The organism is Pseudomonas sp. H11T01 (assembly GCF_048515765.1).
Taxonomy (GTDB): domain Bacteria; phylum Pseudomonadota; class Gammaproteobacteria; order Pseudomonadales; family Pseudomonadaceae; genus Aquipseudomonas.
The window spans coordinates 205007-224314 of sequence record NZ_JBLYED010000007.1 but is presented as its reverse complement, the minus strand read 5'-3'; the positions used below and the strand labels follow the sequence as shown (position 1 = coordinate 224314).

Sequence of the window (19308 nt, the reverse complement as noted above, 5' to 3'; positions counted from 1 at the left end):
TACATGATTCCCTACGGCCGCCAAGAAATCACCCAAACCGATATCGATGCGGTCGTGGGTGTACTGCAATCCGATTTCCTGACCCAAGGACCGATGGTTCCTCGCTTCGAGCAAAATGTCGCGCAGCACGTCGGTGCCAGCCATGCGTTGGCAGTGAACAGTGCCACCTCGGCATTGCACATTGCCTGCCTGGCCCTTGGGCTTGGCCCGGGCGATCGGTTGTGGACAACACCAGTCACCTTCGTAGCCTCGGCCAACTGTGCGTTGTACTGCGGCGCCGAGGTCGATTTTGTCGATATCGACCCGCGTACCTACAACCTCTGCCCGCAAGCGCTCGCGCTCAAGCTTGAACAGGCCGCACTCGAGGGCACGCTACCCAAAGTGCTGGTGCCGGTGCATTTGTGTGGCCAGCCGTGCGACATGCAGGCCATTCATGCACTGTCCCAACGCTATGGCTTCAAGATCATCGAAGATGCCTCCCACGCCATTGGTGGCAAGTACCAAGGCGAGTTCATCGGCAACTGCCGTTACAGCGATATCACCGTATTCAGTTTCCATCCCGTGAAGATCATTACCACCGCCGAAGGCGGCATGGCACTGACCAACGATGGCGAACTGGCGAACAAAATGGCCCTGCTGCGCAGCCACGGCATCACTCGTGATCCGGCGCAGATGACTCATGAGGCCGATGGTCCCTGGTATTACCAGCAGATTGATCTGGGCTTCAACTACCGCATGACCGAACTGCAGGCTGCATTGGGGGTTACCCAGATGGAGCGCCTGGATCAGTATGTGGCTCGCCGCCACCAACTGGCCCGTCGCTACGACGACCTGCTGGCCAGCCTGCCGGTCACCACACCCTGGCAGCACCCGGACAGCTATTCCGGCCTGCACCTATACGTTATCCGCCTGCAACTGGATCAAATCCAGAAGACTCACCGCCAGGTCTTTGAATCTCTGCGTGAGCTGGGTATCGGCGTCAATCTTCACTACATCCCGGTGCACACCCAGCCTTACTATGAACGCATGGGCTTCCAGCCTGATGACTTCCCGCAGGCGCAAATCTACTACCGGGAAGCCATCAGCATCCCGATGTTCCAGACCATGAGTGATGCTCAGCAAGATGAAGTGTTCCAGGCGCTTAAATACTCTTTAGAGGCATAAGATGATCATTTCGCCATCGCTCAAAGTCCTGGACAGATTGATCCGACATCAGATTCATAATTTGTTTCTACTAGATGAAGCCGAGGACGAGTCTCTATCTAGATGTCTAGCCGAAACCCTGAGCAAAACTGAGAAGTGTTTTAGTCAGTCCTCAAACAAATACTACATGAAAGACGGAAGGGTTTTTTTTTCCCTCTATCATTCCGGACAATACTGTATTTTCTTGTACTTCCTCTCCCGCCAGGTATTTTTGGACAATCCAGAGAACCCTGTGCTGGCCGACAAGATTTATTATTTAAACAAAACCCTTAATGGGTTGGACCTGTTTTATGAGGTCTTGATGCCGGAAGCTTTCCATTTAGACCACCCGGTGGGTAGTGTGATGGGGCGGGCAAGCTATGGAAATAACTTCACTTTCGCTCAGCTGTGTACGGTGGGCAACAACCAAGGAGTGTTCCCGGAGATCGGCAAAAATGTCCAAATGCTTTCGGGATCGAAAATTTTGGGGAAATGCTTGATCGGCGACAATGTCGTGGTCTCCGCCAATACTTATATAAAAGATACCGACATACCCTCAAACTCCTTGGTCTTCGGAAGTTCACCCAATCTCGTCATCAAGCCGAGGAACAATAATTGACCACGAAAATTGCAATAGTTCCTGCTCGAGGCGGCAGTAAGCGTATCCCTCGCAAGAACATAAAGAACTTCTGTGGCAAGCCAATGATTGCCTGGTCCATTGAGGCGGCACTGCAAAGCGAATGCTTTGATCAGGTGATTGTTTCCACCGACGATGTAGAGATAGCCGAGGTGGCTCGTCACTACGGGGCTACTGTGCCCTTTATGCGCCCCGCGGAACTGTCCGACGACCATACCGGCACCATTCCGGTCATTCAACACGCCATTGAATGGTTCAATGCCCAAGGTCAACCCGTCGAGCACGCTTGCTGCCTGTATGCCACCGCCCCTTTCGTCAGTCCTGAAGATATCCGCCGCGGTTTTGGCACCCTCAAGGACGCCGGCTGCGATTACGCCTTTTCGGTAACCAGCTACGCCTTCCCGATCCAGCGAGCGATTCGCCTCAACGCTGAGGGCCGGGTCGAAATGTTCAATCCGGAGCATTTCAACACCCGCTCCCAGGACCTTGAGGAGGCCTGGCACGACGCAGGGCAGTTCTACTGGGGCCAAGCCGATGCCTGGCTGCAAGGCCGGATGATCTTTAGCCCGGGCTCGATGCCCGTGGCGCTGTCGCGGCACCGCGTACAGGACATCGATACGCCGGAAGACTGGGTGCGAGCCGAGTGGTTGTTCAAGGCCATGCAGGCTGAAACGCAGTGAAGATGCAGCCAATAAAGGTCGCCTTCCGTGTCGACGCCTCACTGCAAATGGGCACGGGGCACGTCATGCGTTGCCTGACCCTGGCCGATGCGCTCACGTTCCAAGGCAGCGAATGCCAGTTTATTTGCCGCGAACATCCCGGCAACTTGATCGAGCATATCCGCAGCAAAGGCTTCCAGGTCCATGTCTTGCCTCTCTCGGACTCGCTAGAGGCGAACTTGATCGCCGTCAATGTGCCGACCACTGAGCTGCAACTGGCACATGCCACCTGGCTTGGCTCCACTCAGGAAAAAGACGCCGCCGAATGCACCGCCATTCTCAGTGAGCTGATACCTGACTGGCTGATCGTCGACCACTATGCGCTCGATGCTCGTTGGGAAACTGCGCTAAAGCCGCATTACCGCAAACTGATGGTGATCGACGATCTAGCTGACCGCACACATCAGTGCAATCTCCTGCTGGATCAGACCTTCGGTCGCGATGCCGAGGACTACGCACCTTGGCTCCCTGACGCTTGCACCCTGCTCTGCGGCTCGCAGTATTCCCTGCTACGACCTGAGTTCGCGGCCTTACGCGCCTACAGCCTGGAGCGTCGGAAAAAACCGCAACTCAAGCACCTGCTCATCACCATGGGCGGCGTCGACCAGCTCAACGCCACTGGACAACTGCTGCAGGCTCTCAAATCCACTGAGCTTCCAGCCAATTGCCAGATTACCGTGGTCATGGGGACAACTGCTCCCTGGCTTGCCGAAGTTCGCCAACTGGCCGAGCAGATGCCGTGGCCCACAACGGTCAGGGTAGGCATCAGCGATATGGCGCAACTGATGGCCGACAGCGACTTGGCAATCGGCGCTGCAGGGGCAACCTCTTGGGAACGCTGCTGCCTGGGTCTGCCGACCGCGTTGGTCGTTCTAGCGGATAACCAGAAGATGGCCGCAGAAATTCTGGACAAAGCACAGGCAGTCATAACACTAAGTCTTGGAAAGGATCTGATAGCAGAGTTGGCACAGATAATCGGTGTACTTCGGCATGACAAGCATCGCATGAAGAACATCACCGAGCACGCCAAGAACATTACAGACGGCACAGGCTGTCAATTTGTCGCAAGCACGCTCAACAAGCTGAATATTGAAAAATGGAGCAGGTAATGCAGCTACTTGGAAAACTGCGCGGTATTAAACAGCAAGAGCTTGAGCTAATGCTCGGCTGGCGTAATGCTCCCAACGTGCGGGCCAATATGTATACCCGCCACGAAATCAGTATGGACGAACACCTTGCTTGGTGGGCACGAACTCAGCAGCGCGACGACCAGCGATATTTCATGTACGAGGCAGATGAGATTCCGCTCGGTATTGTCGGTTTTAACGGGATCGACAGAACCGGCGAAAACTCATCCTGGGCGTTCTATGCGTCTCCCGAGGCACCGAAAGGCACCGGCAGTAAAATGGAATTTCTTGCTCTGGACTGTGCGTTTAATGAGCTTGGCCTTCATAAACTTCATTGTGAAGTGCTCGCCTTCAATGCCCCGGTCATCAAATTGCACCAAAAATTTGGCTTCAGCGTAGAAGGCATACTTCGCGAACACCACAAAATCAATGAAGACTTTGTCGATATATACCGGCTGGGCCTGCTTGCATCTGAGTGGACTGAGAAGCGTGCCGACATGTTGGATAAATTAGTAAAACTCTCCGGGAGAAGCGCATGAATCCGAACATTTCAATCGCAGGGCGCAAAATTGGCCCCGATTACGCTCCTTACATCATCGCCGAGCTTTCCGCTAATCATAACGGCAAGCTTGAAACCGCGCTAAAGATCATCGAAGAAGCGAAGAAAGCCGGTGCTGATGCGATCAAGCTCCAGACCTATACTGCCGACACTATCACCCTTGATTGCGACTCTGAAGACTTCCAGATCCACGGTGGCCTATGGGATGGCAAGACGCTCTATCAGCTTTACAAGGAAGCCCAGATGCCTTGGGACTGGCATGCGATTCTGTTCGAGCATGCTCGCAAGCTGGGGATCACCATTTTCAGTTCCCCCTTCGACAATACTGCTGTCGACCTGCTGGAAAGCCTCAACGCACCGGCCTACAAAATCGCTTCCTTTGAGGCAGTTGACCTGCCCTTGATCAAGTACGTTGCCAGTACTGGCAAGCCGATGATTATCTCCACTGGTATGGCCGATGCCGAAGAAATCCAGGAAGCCATCGACGCCGCTCACGAAGGTGGCTGTAAGGAACTGGCCATTCTTCACTGCGTAAGTGGTTACCCCGCGCCTGCCGCTGATTACAACCTGCGTACCATTCCCGACATGATGCGCCGCTTCGGCTTGGTCACAGGCTTGTCCGACCACACGCTGGACAACACTACCGCCATCGCCAGTGTAGTGATGGGCGCGTCCATCATTGAAAAACACTTCACTCTCAACCGCAGTGGCGGTGGTCCGGATGACAGCTTCTCGCTCGAACCGGCGGAGTTGGCGGCTCTTTGCCGCGATAGCAAAACCGCTTGGGCGGCCTTGGGTGAAGTCGATTACGGGCGCAAATCCAGCGAACTGGGAAATGTGAAGTTCCGACGGTCACTGTATTTCGTGAAGGATTTGAAACCTGGGGATGTGATTACTCCGGAGGCAGTGCGAAGCGTTCGTCCAGGCTTTGGTGCTTCGCCAAAGCAAATAGAAAATGTGCTTGGGAAGCGGGTAAATGTAGCAGTTAGCATAAATTCACCAGTACGTCTGGAGGACGTAGAGTAATACGCGCCCAAGCTGTCGTGTTCGTAATGGGGAGATTGATTTAATATTTTTTTCCGCAGTAAATTAAATAGATATCCCCTCTTGTATCGCCGCTTGGCACTGTACCTATTCTGCATTCCCAACAACGAACTCGGACAACAGACAAAAAAGGCTGATCACGGACAATGAAATTCGCCTTCATCGAAAATCGCTACAAAACAGTATTTTGGATCGCGCTGGCTCATGAACTACGCTCGCTTGGGCACAGTGTCGTTTGGCTGGTACAAAACCCAGTATTTACGCCTCCCGGAGATTCCACACTCACAATACCCTTTCCTCGCCGTACCGACTTGAGCGATGGTGGACAGATAAATGGTTTAGATCGGGTCCGGCGCGCCGATCGCTATATCAACTACTTTGGCGGCGACGACAGGCACTATCGTTACTACAAGACAGTCATTGATCAATGGCTTGATCACGAGCGACCGGAGGTGGTGATCGGTGAGAGCACTCTATTTCATGAGTTGATTGTTATTGACGCGTGTCGCCGCCAAAATATTCTTTATTTTCATCCCTGCATGCTAGGCTATCCAAGTGGTCGTTACTCAGTCTACTCCTATGACAGTAAAGTACCGCTTGAGCATAACAATGAATTGCCCAGCGAAGCCGATTGTCTTGTACTTGCTGAGGCCATTCGTAAGCGCGAACGCGTGCCCGATTACATGATTCCACCTTCCGGTCTAGAACCTGAACGGACTCACCCCTTGCCTCGTTCAGCGAGAGATCGTTTGACTATATTGCGTGGCTATCTGTCTGGCGAGCGTTTCAATACACCGGCCCCATGGCGAAAATGGGCGCTTGACCGGCAGATACAGCAACGATTAAAAACCTGGCAGCAGATTGCTACCGCCAAGTCGAAGGAGAGCAAGGGACAACGTCTTGCACTCTATCCCTTGCAAATGCAGCCAGAAGCGAACATCGACGTCTGGGGACAAGAATTCCGTGATCAAACCAAACTCATTGCTCAGCTTGCAGACGCTTTGCCCATCGGCTGGCACCTATGGGTAAAGGTCAATCCTAAGGCCAAATACGAACTCAGTGACGAGTTGCTCGAAGTACTGCGCACCCATCCCCAAATATCGCCAATCCCCCTTCATGAGACCATGGCAGTTGTATTCGATAAAGTGGACCTCATATGCACCGTCACAGGTACTGTTGCTGTGGAGTGTGTGTTATCCGGAAAACCACTAGTCCAAATTGGTCCCAGCATTGTAGAAGAAGGGCCGGGTTGTGCACGGATCGGCACACCCTCAGAAATCACCGAAGTAGTTCGGCGAATCGAAATGAATCAATTTACTATTGCCAATGATGAAGAGCGTGTGCGATTGATCCAGCGACTTTATGCGACGAGCTTCCCGGGCATGATATCGGACCCATTAAACATGCCTGCAGTTATGGCGGCAGATAACGTCCGCTCAGTTGCAAATACCCTCTTGGAGGCAGCTAAAATATGCGTATAAATTTAAGATGCGCAGACTCTATCAATGCTATTGACAATACCGCGAAAGCAAAATAACAAAATACTACACTTGTTGGCTTGAGATGTGGCGCCGCAGACACGTTGCAACAACAATGTCTGAGTAGAAATTCCACACCAACAATAATCGCCCCGTCTCCAGCCCGACATTTTTCTCCAGTTTTCAACCTCGAGAAGCCTGACTATTGTGTGCCTAAAAAGAAAACAGCAGATCGCGTAAATCCTTAAGTCATTCCAAGCGAAAAAAACATGAACGATTTTCCGGCAAAACTCAGAATTATTCATCCATTAAAGATCTACTTCATAGGTCTATCAACTTATCTATTTCTTTGGATTGTCGCCCCAATTGATTTTAATTTTCAAGGGGATGATCAATCAATAATTATTTTCCTGCTATACAACGCATTATTTATACTCGGCTTAATAGTTGGATATAGAAAGAAAAGCGAGTCTTTTTGTTATATCTCGATCGACAAAAACAACATGCACAGCCTGGTCAAAACAATTTCCGCTCTAGGTATTTTTGGATTATTGGTGCGGTGCTTTGAGAGAGTTTTTATTCGATCCGGTGGAGCAATTAGTACAGACTTCATGGCTAATAGGGAGGCGATCTCATCTGGTGGTGGTTCAGGCAGTGTGGCACTAATCGGCGCATTATTATCTTCATTTCTTTTTTTCTTACCATTTTTTATTTTTTTGTCCCGTTCAGCGGGACTTCGTCACCGCATCCACTTTCCGCTGATATTCATCTCCCTACTCTATCCGTTATTTGACGTCGCCTTCCAAGGGTCGAGAAGTAGCTTAGTGATGTATCTGAGCATATTTACGATATCAATAATAACAACCGGAACGCTAAATATTAACTTAAAGAAAATAATAGTAGGCGTCGTGCTTTCAGTAGCATTGGTTTGGTTTGGCGGGTCTATATTTTGGGAAAGAACAATTCAAATTGGACTTGATCCCGTCCAGTCAATGAAAACATCAGGTTACGCTATGTTCGCGCCAGCAAGCGACTCAGTAGTGAACTACCTAACCAACAAAGACACAGACATACTGTCAGGCCTTTTATTTTCAGCTGTTAACTTCTGCCAATACATACTGCATGGATCATACGAGTTTTTTTATCTAGCAGCACGCACGGATACTATGACAACATTTGGACTTCAAACTCTATATATACCCGCCAAAATAATCTCAACCATATTTGGAGGAGCTGATATTGAATCAATGAATATGCAATCCGTACTGAGATCCGGCGTATATACAACATTTTTCGGGCCGATACTGTATGATTTTGGACCATCGGGCGGCGCGTTAGCAAGTTTGTTTTTCGGAGGACTCACAGGTCTTCTGCATCGACTAGTTCATAGAAATAAAATAATGTGGATACCGCTCTACCTTATCTTTAGTGCCTTCCTTCCGTTTGTATTTGTCGTAAACCTATTCACCACTGGCGGTGGGCAATACGCAATAATTTCAGCTCTGCCATTAGCTTTTTTGATAAAAACAAAACGTATAAATAAAAAAGCCATAATAGCCCAGCATTAAATCAGGCTTGCTTCTATCGCGGAATACTAAAAATGAAAATTGCAATTATTCACTATTGGTGGCTTAGCAATCGTGGCGGTGAAGCAGTATGCTCTGCGCTAGCTGAGTTATACCCAAAAGCCGACTTTTTTTTGCACGTTTGCAATGAAGATGTTGTTCGGAAAGCATTGCCTTCAGCCTTCGAAGGGCAAATTAAAACCTCTTTCATTTCGCGCCTCCCGGGTGCGAAGAAGCACTATCAGAAATACCTCCCGCTCATGCCTCTCGCGCTAGAGCAACTAGATCTTACAGAATATGACCTGATCATCAGCAGCGAATCCGGACCAGCCAAAGGTGTAATCACGCGCCCCGATGCTGTACATATTTGTTACTGCCATTCTCCAATGCGCTATGTATGGGACATGTACCACGAGTACCGTGCCACGGCCGGGCGCTTTGTAAGAACTATTTTCCCGCTTGTCGCGCATTGGCTCCGTATATGGGACCGTCTTTCTGCAGACCGTGTCGACCACTTTATCGCGAACTCTAGCTTTATCGCCTCGCGGATCAGGAAATTCTATCGCCGCGACTCTGAGGTAATCTTTCCGCCTGTTAACACAAGCGAGTTTTCCCAAGAGCAAGAGCGCGGAGACTTCTACCTTTGTCTCGGCCAGCTGGTTTCCTATAAAAAAGCCGACCTGGCTGTCGATGCTTTCAATAAATTAGGACTTCCCTTGGTAGTCGTTGGCGAGGGCGAGTTATATGAAGCTTTGAAAGCACGCGCAGGCACCAACGTAACCTTGATGGGACGACAGCCATTTCCTGTGATCAAGGACTTGCTGGAGCGCTGCCGCGGTCTGATTTTCCCCGGTGTCGAGGACTTCGGCATCGTTCCTGTCGAAGCCATGGCTGCTGGTGCCCCTGTCATTGCCTTCGCCAAGGGCGGCGCACTGGAAACGGTGATACATGGCCGTACAGGCATTCATTTCCATGAGCAGTCTGTTGATGCCTTGATCACCGCGGTTCAACAACTTGAATCTGGCGAGTTTGTTTTTTCACCGTCGGAACTGCACGAACATGCAGCAGGTTTCGACAAATCTGTTTTCAAGCAGAAAATCAAAGCGTTTGTCGATCAGGCCTTGGCTCAAGCTTGATCCTTCTTCTCCTGACACCTTCGCAAGCAAACAGCCAGTACCTACTGGTTTCTGAATAAAGGGATGATCCAGATGATTTTTCCAGTAATCATTGCTGGCGGCAACGGCTCGCGCCTATGGCCACTGTCTCGCCAGCTCAATCCAAAGCAGTTCCTGCCTCTGGCCGATACCGAGCTGTCCATGCTGCAGGCCACCATCCTACGCCTGCGCGGCCTGGATGCGGCCTTGCCGCGACTGATCTGCAACGAGCAGCACCGCTTCCTCGCCGCTGAGCAACTGCGCCAGCTGGACATGGAACAGGCCAGCATCCTGCTGGAGCCGGTCGGTCGCAATACCGCACCGGCGATTGCCTTGGCAGCGCTGCAAGCCTGCAGCGAGGCGCAAGACCCGATCCTGCTGGTACTGGCCGCCGACCATCTGATCCAGGATGTACCCGCGTTCCATGCCAGCATCCAGGCCGCCCGTCCCCTCGCTGCAGATGGCAAACTGGTGACCTTCGGCATCGTCCCCAACGGTCCGGAAACCGGATACGGCTATATCGAAAAAGGTGAGGCAGTCGGTACCGGCGGCTTCGCCGTCAATCGCTTCGTCGAGAAGCCCGATCTGGCTACCGCCCGCGACTATCTGGCCAGCGGCAATTTCTTCTGGAACAGCGGCATGTTCATGTTCCGCGCCAGCCGCTATCTGCAAGAATTGGAGCGCTTCCAGCCGAAAATTCTCGCGGCATGCCGCGCAGCACTGGAAGGTGGGGCGCAGGACATGCATTTCACCCGGGTCGACCATAATGCCTTCGCCGCGTGCCCTGAAGACTCCATCGACTATGCGGTGATGGAAAAAACCGCCGACGCAGTGATGGTGCCGCTGGATGCGGGCTGGAGCGATATCGGTTCCTGGTCGGCACTGTGGGATGTCAGCCCCAAGGATGCGGAAGGTAACGTGTTCAAGGGCGATGTGCTTAGCCAGGCTACCCGCAACTCTTATGTGCATGCGGACAGCCGCCTGGTGACCACCGTGGGCGTCGAGGATCTGGTGATCGTCGAAACCAAGGACGCCATTCTGGTAGCGCACAAGGACAGGGTTCAGGACGTGAAGAAGCTCGTCGAGCAGATCAAAGGCGACGGCCGTCACGAACACATCAATCACCGCGAGGTGTACCGCCCCTGGGGGATGTACGACTCTATCGACAATGGCCACCGCTACCAGGTCAAGCGCATTACGGTACGTCCCGGCGCCAAGCTTTCGGTACAGATGCACCACCACCGTGCCGAACACTGGATCGTGGTCAGCGGTACTGCCCAGGTTACCAATGGTGAGCGGACCTATCTTGTCAGCGAGAACGAGTCCACCTATATCCCGATTGGCCAGATCCATGCTCTGGAAAATCCAGGTGTCATTCCGCTGGAGCTGATCGAGGTGCAGTCCGGCTCCTATCTGGGCGAAGACGATATTGTGCGCTTTGAGGACAAGTACGGGCGGGCGTGAGCTGCGGACCTATAACGGTTCTATTTTGGCCACTGATGACTGAACTCGAGTCGAAAGACTCCATTTACTGTTGAAGGATTCACATGAGCAGCGCTGTCATTTTTGGAGGTTCCGGCTTCATTGGCGTCTTCTTTGCCAAACAATTACTCACTTCAGGTAACTTTGAAAAAATCTACCTGTACGACAAAGAGCACGTTGCCGATAAACCCTTCCCCTATCGCACTAAACTGGTTCGAGAAGATGCCAGGATCGTTGAGCTCAAGGGCGATGTTCGCCAGGAGATCACCTGGCAGCCGCAGGATAAGGTCACGCTGATCGTCAACTTTGCAGCGATCCACCGCGAGCCTGGGCATGAGGATTTCGAGTACTACGAAACCAACTTGCTCGGTGCCGAAAATATCTGCGCCTGGGCCGAGCGTGTGGGCTGCAACGAGATCGTTTTCACCAGTTCCATATCCCCCTATGGACCAAGCGAACAGCAGAAGAAGGAGCTATCCCTGCCGGTACCTTTGACGGCCTACGGCGGCTCCAAGCTGGTCGCAGAAAAGATCCACCAGATCTGGCTGGCCGCCGATGAGGCTCAGCGTCATCTGGTTATCGTTCGCCCTGGGGTTGTCTTCGGTCCTGGCGAAGGCGGCAATGTTTCTCGTCTGATCAAGGCGGTGATCAAGCGGTACTTCTTCTACATGGGCAATCGCGACACCCGCAAGGCTGGCACCTATGTGAAGGAGCTGTGCGGCGCCATTTGGTGGGTACTGCAGCGGCAGAAGGAGCAAGGCGAACATTTCACGTTGTTCAACATGTCCATGAACCCTGGCCCTTCGATTCAGGAGTATGTGGAAACGGTCTGCAAGGTGGCAGGTATTCAGCGCAAAGTACCGGCCATTCCGTACCCTATGATTCTGAGCGTCGCCTATGTCATCGAGCTAATTGCTCGCCCGTTCGGTATCAAGCATCCCTTCAGCCCGGTACGGATTCGCAAGCTGGTACGATCGAACAATATTCATCCAGGCTTCCTGGTGGAAAACGGCTATTCGTATCGATACACCCTGGAGTCGGCATTCGCTGATTGGAAAGTTGACAGTCCCGAAGAGTGGCGTTGACCCCATCTTTGTACTTGGTATGGAGATGCAAACTTCATCGGCAGTAATTCGGGCCGTCGAGCAGGCCGGAAATGATGGCTAATACCTGGCGCGAACCACGACATCTGCACCGCATGCCCGATAACAAACGTTAGAATCCGCGAGCACGTTAAAAAACGTCAGACTTGTTAGGTGCCCCGCGCAGGTATTCTAAAGGTGATATTGCAAAGATGAATGCAGGTGAAGAAGTCATTCGAGTGCCACGCTCGTAGCGCCCTGCTCCACCACGATGCTTCAAACATGCCGAATGCTCAACGTTCGTAACCTTGCACTTACGTGCCCAAGTTTTACCGCCAATACAGACGATCTATCAAAAGGAATTTCCCATGACCAAATTATTTGTTTCTGCGCTAATGCTTGCCTTAAGTGCCTCTGCCTTGGCCGCTGAGCCTCCCGCAGCATCTTCTGCTTCGAGCACACCGGCAAAGCCCGCATCAAGCACTTCTTTGACCGATTCCACCGCTGTCTTGGGCAGCGTAAACACAACGGATGTCGTCGCCATTGGCCTCGCCGTTGTAGGCGGGGCCGCTGCGCTGTCATCCAGTGGTGGTAGCGGAAACAACAATGGCGGCGGCACTACTGGCACTACCGGGACCACCGGTACCACCCGCTAAGCCCATAGTCAGGTCGACCGCCCTCAACCCCCCTGAGCAATCCGGGGGGGTTGGTTTTGATGTGTTTCCTCCACAAGTGCCCCCATTATGATTCGTAGTTTGTCGCTCGCTGTGCTTGTAGGCGTTGCCCTGCAAGGCTGTATGTTCGCACCCGGTCAACACCTGGATACCAGTAAGATCGGTCGCGATGGCTCACCAGAAAGCAGTCGGGTCGAGTTGATTCCGATAACGCCCAAACTGATTGCCCAGAACGCGGCGACAAAAGTGCAAGCCTCGGTGCCGACCGAGTTGTTGGCGTTCAAACCGGATGCTTATCGGATTGGTGCCAACGATGTGTTGTATATCACCGTGTGGGACCATCCGGAGTTGACCGCGCCGTCGGGTGCACAACAGCAAATTGATGCCAACGGCCGTCTGGTACGCCCGGACGGCACTCTGTTTTACCCTTATGTCGGCAATGTTCAAGCAGCGGGTAAAACCATCGAAGAGCTGCGCGCTTTTATTGCTGAGCGCCTGACACAATTTATCGACAGCCCTCAGGTTGACTTGAGTGTTTTACGGTTTGCCAGTCAAAAAATAGTTATTTCCGGTGCTGTTTTAAAAGCGGGCCCACACCCCATTACTACTTCGCCGCTCAGTGTCGTTGAAGCTATCAGCACCGCCGATGTCGACCCATTGAATGCCGACCTTGCCGGCCTGACGCTGAACCGGGACGGACGTGAATATCGGCTGGACCTGGATACGCTTAACAGCAAAGGCTCGCAGTTGCAAAACGTCTATTTGAAAGACGGCGATCAGTTGTACCTTCCCTACAATGACCGGAAGAAGATCTACGTCATGGGTGAGGTCAACCAGCCGCGGGCGCTCACGTTTAAAATCAATCGGATGAATCTGGCTGATGTAATCGGATCGGTCGGTGGACTGAACCAGACCACGTCCAATGGCAATGCGCTTTATGTCATTCGGGGAGCCGAGAACCTTGAAACCGAACCGGCAAAAGTCTTTCAGCTGGACGCCGAATCACCGATCGCCTTCGCCCTCGCAAGCCGCTTCGATCTGCAACCCCAGGATATCGTCTATGTCGGCCCGGCAGAGGTGACCCGCTGGAACCGCTTGATCAGTCAGTTGGTACCCTCGGCCACTATCCTGAGTGCCGGAGCATCAGCTCAAAACGATATCAGTTCATCTAAGTAGCCGATAAGGTTTGAGACGTTTTGAAAACTTTGCGTAACAGCTCATGCCTGGCGGTGAGTTTACTGCTCTGTGGCTGCAACCCCTTGATGCAGGCGTCCCTTGATACGTTTAAAGCCTCCGCGTTGGGCGTCCAGCCACTGGCAGTGACTCCGGCGCAAGTGGCGGCAGTGCCCTATGCGCAGATCAAGGTCACCACGAACGCCAGCGAAGGTGTGATGGCAAAGCTTCGCCAGCAGGGCGACCTGGAGTTCTGGGTCGCCTCCGGCAAGCAAGTGTTGTTGATGCGCGACGGTTTGGCTGTGCGCAGCGTCGGCCTGGGCGTCAATCTCGATGGCACGCGCTTCGACGGTGAGTCGCCGTTCAAGCTTGGCTTGCAACGATTGCCCGACGGTTACACCAGTACCCGCTGGATAGATCTCTATAAGGGCCCTCGGGTCGGACTGGCTGTCAACAGTCGTTTCAGTCGACAGGCCATCGAAACCGTCACCATCCTGGACAAAGACTATGCGCTGCAGCGCATAGACGAACGCATCGACATACCCGAGCTGGGATTCCACGCTACCAACCGTTTCTGGGTCAGGCCTGACGATGGCTTGATCCTGCAGAGCGAACAACATCTCACGCCGGAGCTTTTCTTGAAGATTGTGCAATTGCGCCCCGACTGGGAGACGGCCCGTTGAGGTATTCGAAAACGCTGTCGGCTTGCCTGTTGCTGGCAAGTTCTGCGATGAGTCAGGCCGCGGTCACGGTGACTGGCGATGTACTAAACGCCGGATCCTTCACGATTGAGCCGGGCGCGCACTTGCTCGATGTCGTCAGCCAGGCACGCCCGAACGCGGAAAGTTACTGGCTGGCCGCCGCCTGGTTACACCAGCCGATGGTCGAGCAGCAAAGGCGCCTTAAAGCCGGCGTGCTGTTCGATTTGAAAATGGTGCAACGTGGCGCCTTGCTGGAAGAAAAAAGCAGCCTTGCAGCCTTGGCTGCGCGCCTGTTTGAAGAGGTCAGCCGACTGCCCGTCACCGGCCGAAAAGTCGCAGTGCTCGACCCCGTGGCGCTGGAGGTAGCGTTCGCCCGCAATTACCCGCTCAATGACGGCGACCAGCTGATTTACCCCCTACGCCCGACTACGGTCACTGTACTGGGCGCGGTGGAAAAGCCCTGCACGCTGCCTTATCACGCCCTGCAGCCAGCCCATGAATACCTCGACAGCTGTCTGCCTGTGGCCGACGCAGATGCCGATTACCTTTGGCTGATTCATCCCGATGGCCAGGTCAAGCGGGTCGGCATCGCCGGCTGGAACCGTGAGGATGGGGTGCTTGCCGCCGCAGGCAGCACGATTCTGGTGCCCGTACGAAACGACGATATTGATCTACCCACACCCGATTTGAACGAGCAGCTGGCCCAGTTTCTCGCCACCCAACCGTTGCCCGAGGTGGCCCCTTGAAGTTACGTTTTGCCGCCGTAGTGTTATTGCCCTACAGCTTGGCCCATGGTGACCCGCGTTTTACCCAGAATGATTTCGGTGGTGTGGGTTTGTTGCAAACCCCTACCGCACGGATGGCACCAGCCGGCGAATTCAGCTTAAACGCCAACCGCACAGACCCTTATTCTCGCTATAGCATTTCATTACAGCCTCTTGATTGGCTGGAAGGTAGTTTCCGTTATACCTCCATCAGCAACCGTAAATACGGGGCTGAGTCACTCAGTGGCGACCAGAGCTATAAAGACAAGGCGGTCGATGCCAAAGCCCGCCTCTGGCAAGAAAGTCATTGGTTGCCCGAGGTCGCGCTCGGTTTTCGCGATATCGGTGGTACCGGCCTGTTTTCCAGCGAATACTTTGTGGCGAACAAGCGTTACTACAATCTGGATTTCAGCCTGGGTATTGCCTGGGGTTACATTGGTAACCGGGGGGACTTCGAAAACCCGTTGGGGTACCTCGATGAGCGCTTTGATACACGCCCGGTCAGCACGACCGCGGGAGACATCAATACCAACTCGTATTTTCGAGGCTCGCCCGCGTTGTTTGGCGGTGTGGCCTATCAGACGCCTTGGTCGCCCTTGAGCTTGAAACTCGAGTTCGACGGTAACGACTACAAGCATGAACCGAAAAACAATAACCAGGAGCAGGACTCGCCCATTAACCTAGGGGCGGTCTACAAGCTCAGTGACTCTGTCGATTTGACCGCAGGTTGGGAGCGCGGCAATACCGCGTTGTTCGGTATCACTGTTCATACCAATTTCGCCAGCCGCAAGGCGCCGGTCAAGCGCTACGACCCCGCTGTCGAAGCGCTTCCGGCACACGCACCCACTACGCCGCTCAATCAGGTCGACTGGGCCAACGTTTCCAAACGATTGGAAAACAACGCCGGATATAAGGTCGAACGCATTGCTCAGCGTGATTCCGAGCTGATTGTGTATGGCGAGCAGTCGCGCTATTTCTACTCCGCCAAAGGCGTAGGCCGGGCCAGCCGGATTCTGGACAACAGCGCGAATGACGAAATCGACTGGTTCACCGTGGTGAACAAGCGTTACGACATGCCGGTGGAAGAAACCAGTGTGCCGCGCGAAACCTTCCGGGCCGTGGCGAACAACCAACAAGACCTTACAGACCTGCACCGTACCACCGAATTAAACCGGGCCACCCCACACACTGAAAACACTCTGTACACCCAGGCACCAGAGCGGTTTACCTATGGTTTGGGCTTGGGTTACAAGCAAAACGTTGGTGGTCCTGACGGCTTGCTGTACCAGCTGAGCGCCGATGTGGACGCAGAATACCGCTTTACCCGCAACACGTGGACAAGCGGGGTCATCAGCACCAATCTCATAAACAACTTCGATAAGTTCAAGTACGACGCACCGAGCAACCTGCCCCGAGTGCGGAGTGATTTGCGCAAATACATCACGACCTCTGATGTAACGATGCCGACATTTCAGCTCAACCATGCCAAGCAACTGGATCAAGACTTGTATGGCATGGTGTATGGCGGTTATCTGGAGTCAATGTTCGCCGGAGTCGGTGGTGAATTGCTGTACCGCCCCATGGGCGAGCGCTGGTCCTTGGGTGGTGATTTGAACTATGTACGCCAGCGTGAGTTTGACCAAGGCTTTGGCCTGCGCGGATACAAGACCGTGACCGGTCACATCACCGCTTATACCGAGCTGCCGTTCGATTTGCAGGCGGCGGTCAGTGTCGGGCGTTACCTGGCACGCGATTGGGGTACCACGATCGATCTGTCGCGTGAGTTCAGTAACGGCGTGAAGTTCGGTGGCTGGGTCACCCGTACCACGGCGTCGGCAGCAGAATACGGCGAGGGTAGCTTCGACAAAGGCATCTATATCTCGGTCCCTTTCGACGAGTTGATGAGCGTTTCCACGATGCGTCGCGCCAATTTGGTCTGGGCTCCGCTGACCCGCGATGGTGGCGCGCGTCTTAACCGCCAGTACTCACTGCACACCATGACCGATGGCCGCAACATCGATGCGTTCTATAAAAACTTTGAGAAAATCACCGAATGAGTCCGTTGTTCCTGCGTGCTACACAACTTCCGCTCTGGGTACGCGCTCTGTTTTTCATCGGCATTGGTGTGGTCTTGCTGACAGCCGGGTTGCGAGCGCAACCCATTCCCGAAGCCTTTGCCCAGGAAGACAAGCTGCATCATTTGGTTGGTTTTCTCGCGTTGTCTTTTAGTTGCCGGCTGGCCTTCCTACGGGTCAAGCTGCGCTGGATCGCCTTGGGTTGTCTACTGACAGGGATCCTGATCGAATATGCACAAGGGCTGATGCCACTGCGCACGGCATCACCTTACGATGCCTTGGCAAATGGTTTCGGTGTGTTGATCGGTTTGATGATTGCATGGCGCTGGATGCGCCATTAATCGTACACCTATATGGTTCACCATCGAATCAAGCCTGGAATAACTGGACTTGTTCAGATAAGCGGTTGCCGGTTTAGAGTTATATTGGCGGCAGCCGAAAAGCCGAATGAACTTGCCCTATAAAACCGCCCCCCTCCCCGTTAAATTGATGCCTCTGCCAATCGCTTAAACTCCGTTGGCATACGGTATTTCAGTGCACTGCGGGGATAGTGTTCGTTGTGATACGGTCTTCGTGGCGAGATCGCACTGATGCAGATGAAAACTGCAGAGCTGCTGGATCAGATTAATGAGAAGCCTGTAAGTGAGCCCTGGTGCCGTCACTTCACCAGGACTCCCAATCAAGCCAACCTCTATAATCGCAACGATTCGCCAGAAGTGCGCCAGTGAGGCTGCCTAAAAGCCTTTTCTGCGCCCGAAAGAGACACCGCGAAAGTGTTCAATAACCCCTCAGCGGTATATTTCGGAATGCTCGCACACAACATGATAACCACAAGCCCTAGAGCCACGGCCGGCAGGGGGATTTTGCCGATTTCCTTGTTTTCCAACCTGTAAAGGAACACACAGGCCGCCGCAGATCCCACAAGCGCCCCGGCAATGGCTTCTGACAGAGGATGGATAGTGGTTCCGACATAATGGACGCTGAACCACCAGGTCGACAGCAGCCCTGCGCCCAGCGCGAGCCATCGGAGGCGGTGGTCTATCTGTCGGAACAGTAAGCTCATCACCACGGTCGACACCAGGCAAGCGTTCATCGCATGGCCGCTGATAACTGCGATATCCAGGCTTTCCAGGCCGATTCCCCAGCCCTTGAACAGCACTTTGCTCAGGCCCACGACGAAATAGGCGACGAGCAACACGCCTAGCCATAAAAAGGCGACTTTTTTTGAGGCTGTGCTCCACAACCAACCAGCGACGACCAGGGCTGCCGGGAGCATGACGGTGATGCCGGCGTATTGCGCGATGTACAGTTTTGAATCCAATCTACCTCCTCGAATACGCCTTGCTGCGCAGCAAGGTAAATATAGCCTTCAGCGATCCAATAAGCACTTCAAACGGCCCTCTACAATCGCCGTCGAATAATTCGCCACATCCATCGCCAGCTCTGCCTCCACCAGCGCCTCCAGCAAGGCAGCTTGGGCCTCGAAGCGCAGGCCGCGCTTAAGCTTTCGCGCAGCGTGCATCTGATCAAGTAACACATGGGTCACTTGATAAGGCGTACTGATTTTCAGGCGCCGTAGCCAGACGGGAAGTTTCTTTACGATTTTACCTTGCCTGACACCCTCGATACCCGTCGTATTATCCGAAAAAGTACTTTTTGAAACCGCCACTATTTCTTCAAATACATCGGTCAACTTCTTTAATACATAGCCCAGCATCAAATCATCGAAGGCGTCCAACACTCACACTCCATCGCGTCGGAAAATTATTTCTCCCGATAAATACACCCATTACTGATGATCACATTACACCTCATTTGATAGTCACTATTTGACGCATTCTAACATTCGCACTTTCTACGAATAACATAATGCCTTGATAAGGCTCGGTTGA

Annotated in this window: 19 protein-coding genes; 16 read left to right on the top strand and 3 right to left on the bottom strand. The window is 53.2% G+C overall.

What is annotated here, in order from left to right; all coding sequences use genetic code 11:
* Window positions 1-3: 3 nt before the first annotated feature.
* From pseC to ACN1C3_RS11950, 11 genes are all read left to right on the top strand, one after another.
* A complete protein-coding gene (gene pseC / locus ACN1C3_RS12000) occupies window positions 4-1164 on the top strand; it encodes a UDP-4-amino-4,6-dideoxy-N-acetyl-beta-L-altrosamine transaminase (RefSeq protein WP_419116019.1) in 1161 nt (386 codons plus the stop codon).
* Window positions 1165-1330: 166 nt separating this feature from the next.
* Entirely contained in the window at window positions 1331-1801 is a 471-nt protein-coding gene (locus tag ACN1C3_RS11995) for a hypothetical protein (protein WP_419116018.1), read from the top strand.
* Window positions 1798-2499 carry a pseudaminic acid cytidylyltransferase gene (pseF, locus tag ACN1C3_RS11990; RefSeq protein ID WP_419116017.1) on the top strand — a complete coding sequence of 234 codons (702 nt, stop codon included), beginning with the start codon at window positions 1798-1800 and terminating at the stop codon, window positions 2497-2499. The genes ACN1C3_RS11995 and pseF overlap by 4 nt, the downstream gene beginning before the upstream one ends.
* Before the next feature lie 2 nt (window positions 2500-2501).
* The gene (pseG, locus tag ACN1C3_RS11985; protein WP_419116016.1) at window positions 2502-3647 is read left to right on the top strand and encodes a UDP-2,4-diacetamido-2,4,6-trideoxy-beta-L-altropyranose hydrolase; all 1146 of its coding nucleotides are present in this window, start codon (window positions 2502-2504) and stop codon (window positions 3645-3647) included.
* Window positions 3647-4204, top strand: a complete 558-nt coding sequence (gene pseH, locus ACN1C3_RS11980) for a UDP-4-amino-4,6-dideoxy-N-acetyl-beta-L-altrosamine N-acetyltransferase (protein WP_419116015.1) — start codon at window positions 3647-3649, stop codon at window positions 4202-4204. Before pseG ends, pseH begins: the two co-directional genes overlap by 1 nt.
* Window positions 4201-5250 (top strand): pseudaminic acid synthase, encoded by a 1050-nt coding sequence (pseI, locus tag ACN1C3_RS11975; protein ID WP_419116014.1) that lies wholly within the window; start codon window positions 4201-4203, stop codon window positions 5248-5250. Before pseH ends, pseI begins: the two co-directional genes overlap by 4 nt.
* 164 nt (window positions 5251-5414) lie before the next feature.
* The gene (locus ACN1C3_RS11970; RefSeq protein WP_419116013.1) at window positions 5415-6749 is read left to right on the top strand and encodes a hypothetical protein; all 1335 of its coding nucleotides are present in this window, start codon (window positions 5415-5417) and stop codon (window positions 6747-6749) included.
* A gap of 266 nt (window positions 6750-7015) precedes the next feature.
* Window positions 7016-8314 carry a hypothetical protein gene (locus ACN1C3_RS11965; RefSeq protein WP_419116012.1) on the top strand — a complete coding sequence of 433 codons (1299 nt, stop codon included), beginning with the start codon at window positions 7016-7018 and terminating at the stop codon, window positions 8312-8314.
* Window positions 8315-8346: 32 nt separating this feature from the next.
* Window positions 8347-9447 (top strand): glycosyltransferase, encoded by a 1101-nt coding sequence (locus tag ACN1C3_RS11960; RefSeq protein WP_419116011.1) that lies wholly within the window; start codon window positions 8347-8349, stop codon window positions 9445-9447.
* 72 nt (window positions 9448-9519) lie between these two features.
* Window positions 9520-10929, top strand: coding sequence for a mannose-1-phosphate guanylyltransferase/mannose-6-phosphate isomerase (locus ACN1C3_RS11955; protein WP_419116010.1), 1410 nt, complete (start codon window positions 9520-9522; stop codon window positions 10927-10929).
* Window positions 10930-11012: 83 nt separating this feature from the next.
* Complete coding sequence (locus ACN1C3_RS11950; RefSeq protein WP_419116009.1) at window positions 11013-12032, top strand: NAD-dependent epimerase/dehydratase family protein; 1020 nt, start codon at window positions 11013-11015, stop codon at window positions 12030-12032.
* Window positions 12033-12381: 349 nt separating this feature from the next.
* Here the strand turns inward: ACN1C3_RS11950 and ACN1C3_RS11945 are convergent, their stop codons facing one another.
* On the bottom strand, window positions 12382-12573 hold the full coding sequence (locus ACN1C3_RS11945; protein WP_419116008.1) for a hypothetical protein: 192 nt from the start codon (window positions 12571-12573) through the stop codon (window positions 12382-12384).
* A 199-nt stretch (window positions 12574-12772) separates the two neighbouring features.
* On the opposite strand from ACN1C3_RS11945, the gene ACN1C3_RS11940 reads away from it, so the two are divergent.
* From ACN1C3_RS11940 to ACN1C3_RS11920, 5 genes are read left to right on the top strand one after another with little or no spacing between them, the layout of a single operon-like run.
* Window positions 12773-13879: a polysaccharide biosynthesis/export family protein gene (locus tag ACN1C3_RS11940; RefSeq protein WP_419116007.1), complete on the top strand. Its 1107-nt coding sequence runs from the start codon at window positions 12773-12775 to the stop codon at window positions 13877-13879.
* Between the two features lie 20 nt (window positions 13880-13899).
* Window positions 13900-14559, top strand: a complete 660-nt coding sequence (locus ACN1C3_RS11935) for a YjbF family lipoprotein (RefSeq protein ID WP_419116006.1) — start codon at window positions 13900-13902, stop codon at window positions 14557-14559.
* Window positions 14556-15323 (top strand): capsule biosynthesis GfcC family protein, encoded by a 768-nt coding sequence (locus ACN1C3_RS11930; RefSeq protein WP_419116005.1) that lies wholly within the window; start codon window positions 14556-14558, stop codon window positions 15321-15323. The genes ACN1C3_RS11935 and ACN1C3_RS11930 overlap by 4 nt, the downstream gene beginning before the upstream one ends.
* A complete protein-coding gene (locus ACN1C3_RS11925; RefSeq protein ID WP_419116004.1) occupies window positions 15320-17398 on the top strand; it encodes a YjbH domain-containing protein in 2079 nt (692 codons plus the stop codon). The genes ACN1C3_RS11930 and ACN1C3_RS11925 overlap by 4 nt, the downstream gene beginning before the upstream one ends.
* On the top strand, window positions 17395-17757 hold the full coding sequence (locus ACN1C3_RS11920) for a VanZ family protein (RefSeq protein WP_419116003.1): 363 nt from the start codon (window positions 17395-17397) through the stop codon (window positions 17755-17757). Before ACN1C3_RS11925 ends, ACN1C3_RS11920 begins: the two co-directional genes overlap by 4 nt.
* Before the next feature lie 350 nt (window positions 17758-18107).
* Here ACN1C3_RS11920 and ACN1C3_RS11915 read toward each other — a convergent pair whose 3' ends face one another.
* Both ACN1C3_RS11915 and ACN1C3_RS11910 read right to left on the bottom strand, forming a co-directional pair.
* Window positions 18108-18737, bottom strand: a complete 630-nt coding sequence (locus tag ACN1C3_RS11915) for a hypothetical protein (protein ID WP_419116002.1) — start codon at window positions 18735-18737, stop codon at window positions 18108-18110.
* 48 nt (window positions 18738-18785) lie between these two features.
* The gene (locus ACN1C3_RS11910; protein ID WP_419116001.1) at window positions 18786-19157 is read right to left on the bottom strand and encodes a hypothetical protein; all 372 of its coding nucleotides are present in this window, start codon (window positions 19155-19157) and stop codon (window positions 18786-18788) included.
* Between the last annotated feature and the right edge of the window lie 151 nt (window positions 19158-19308).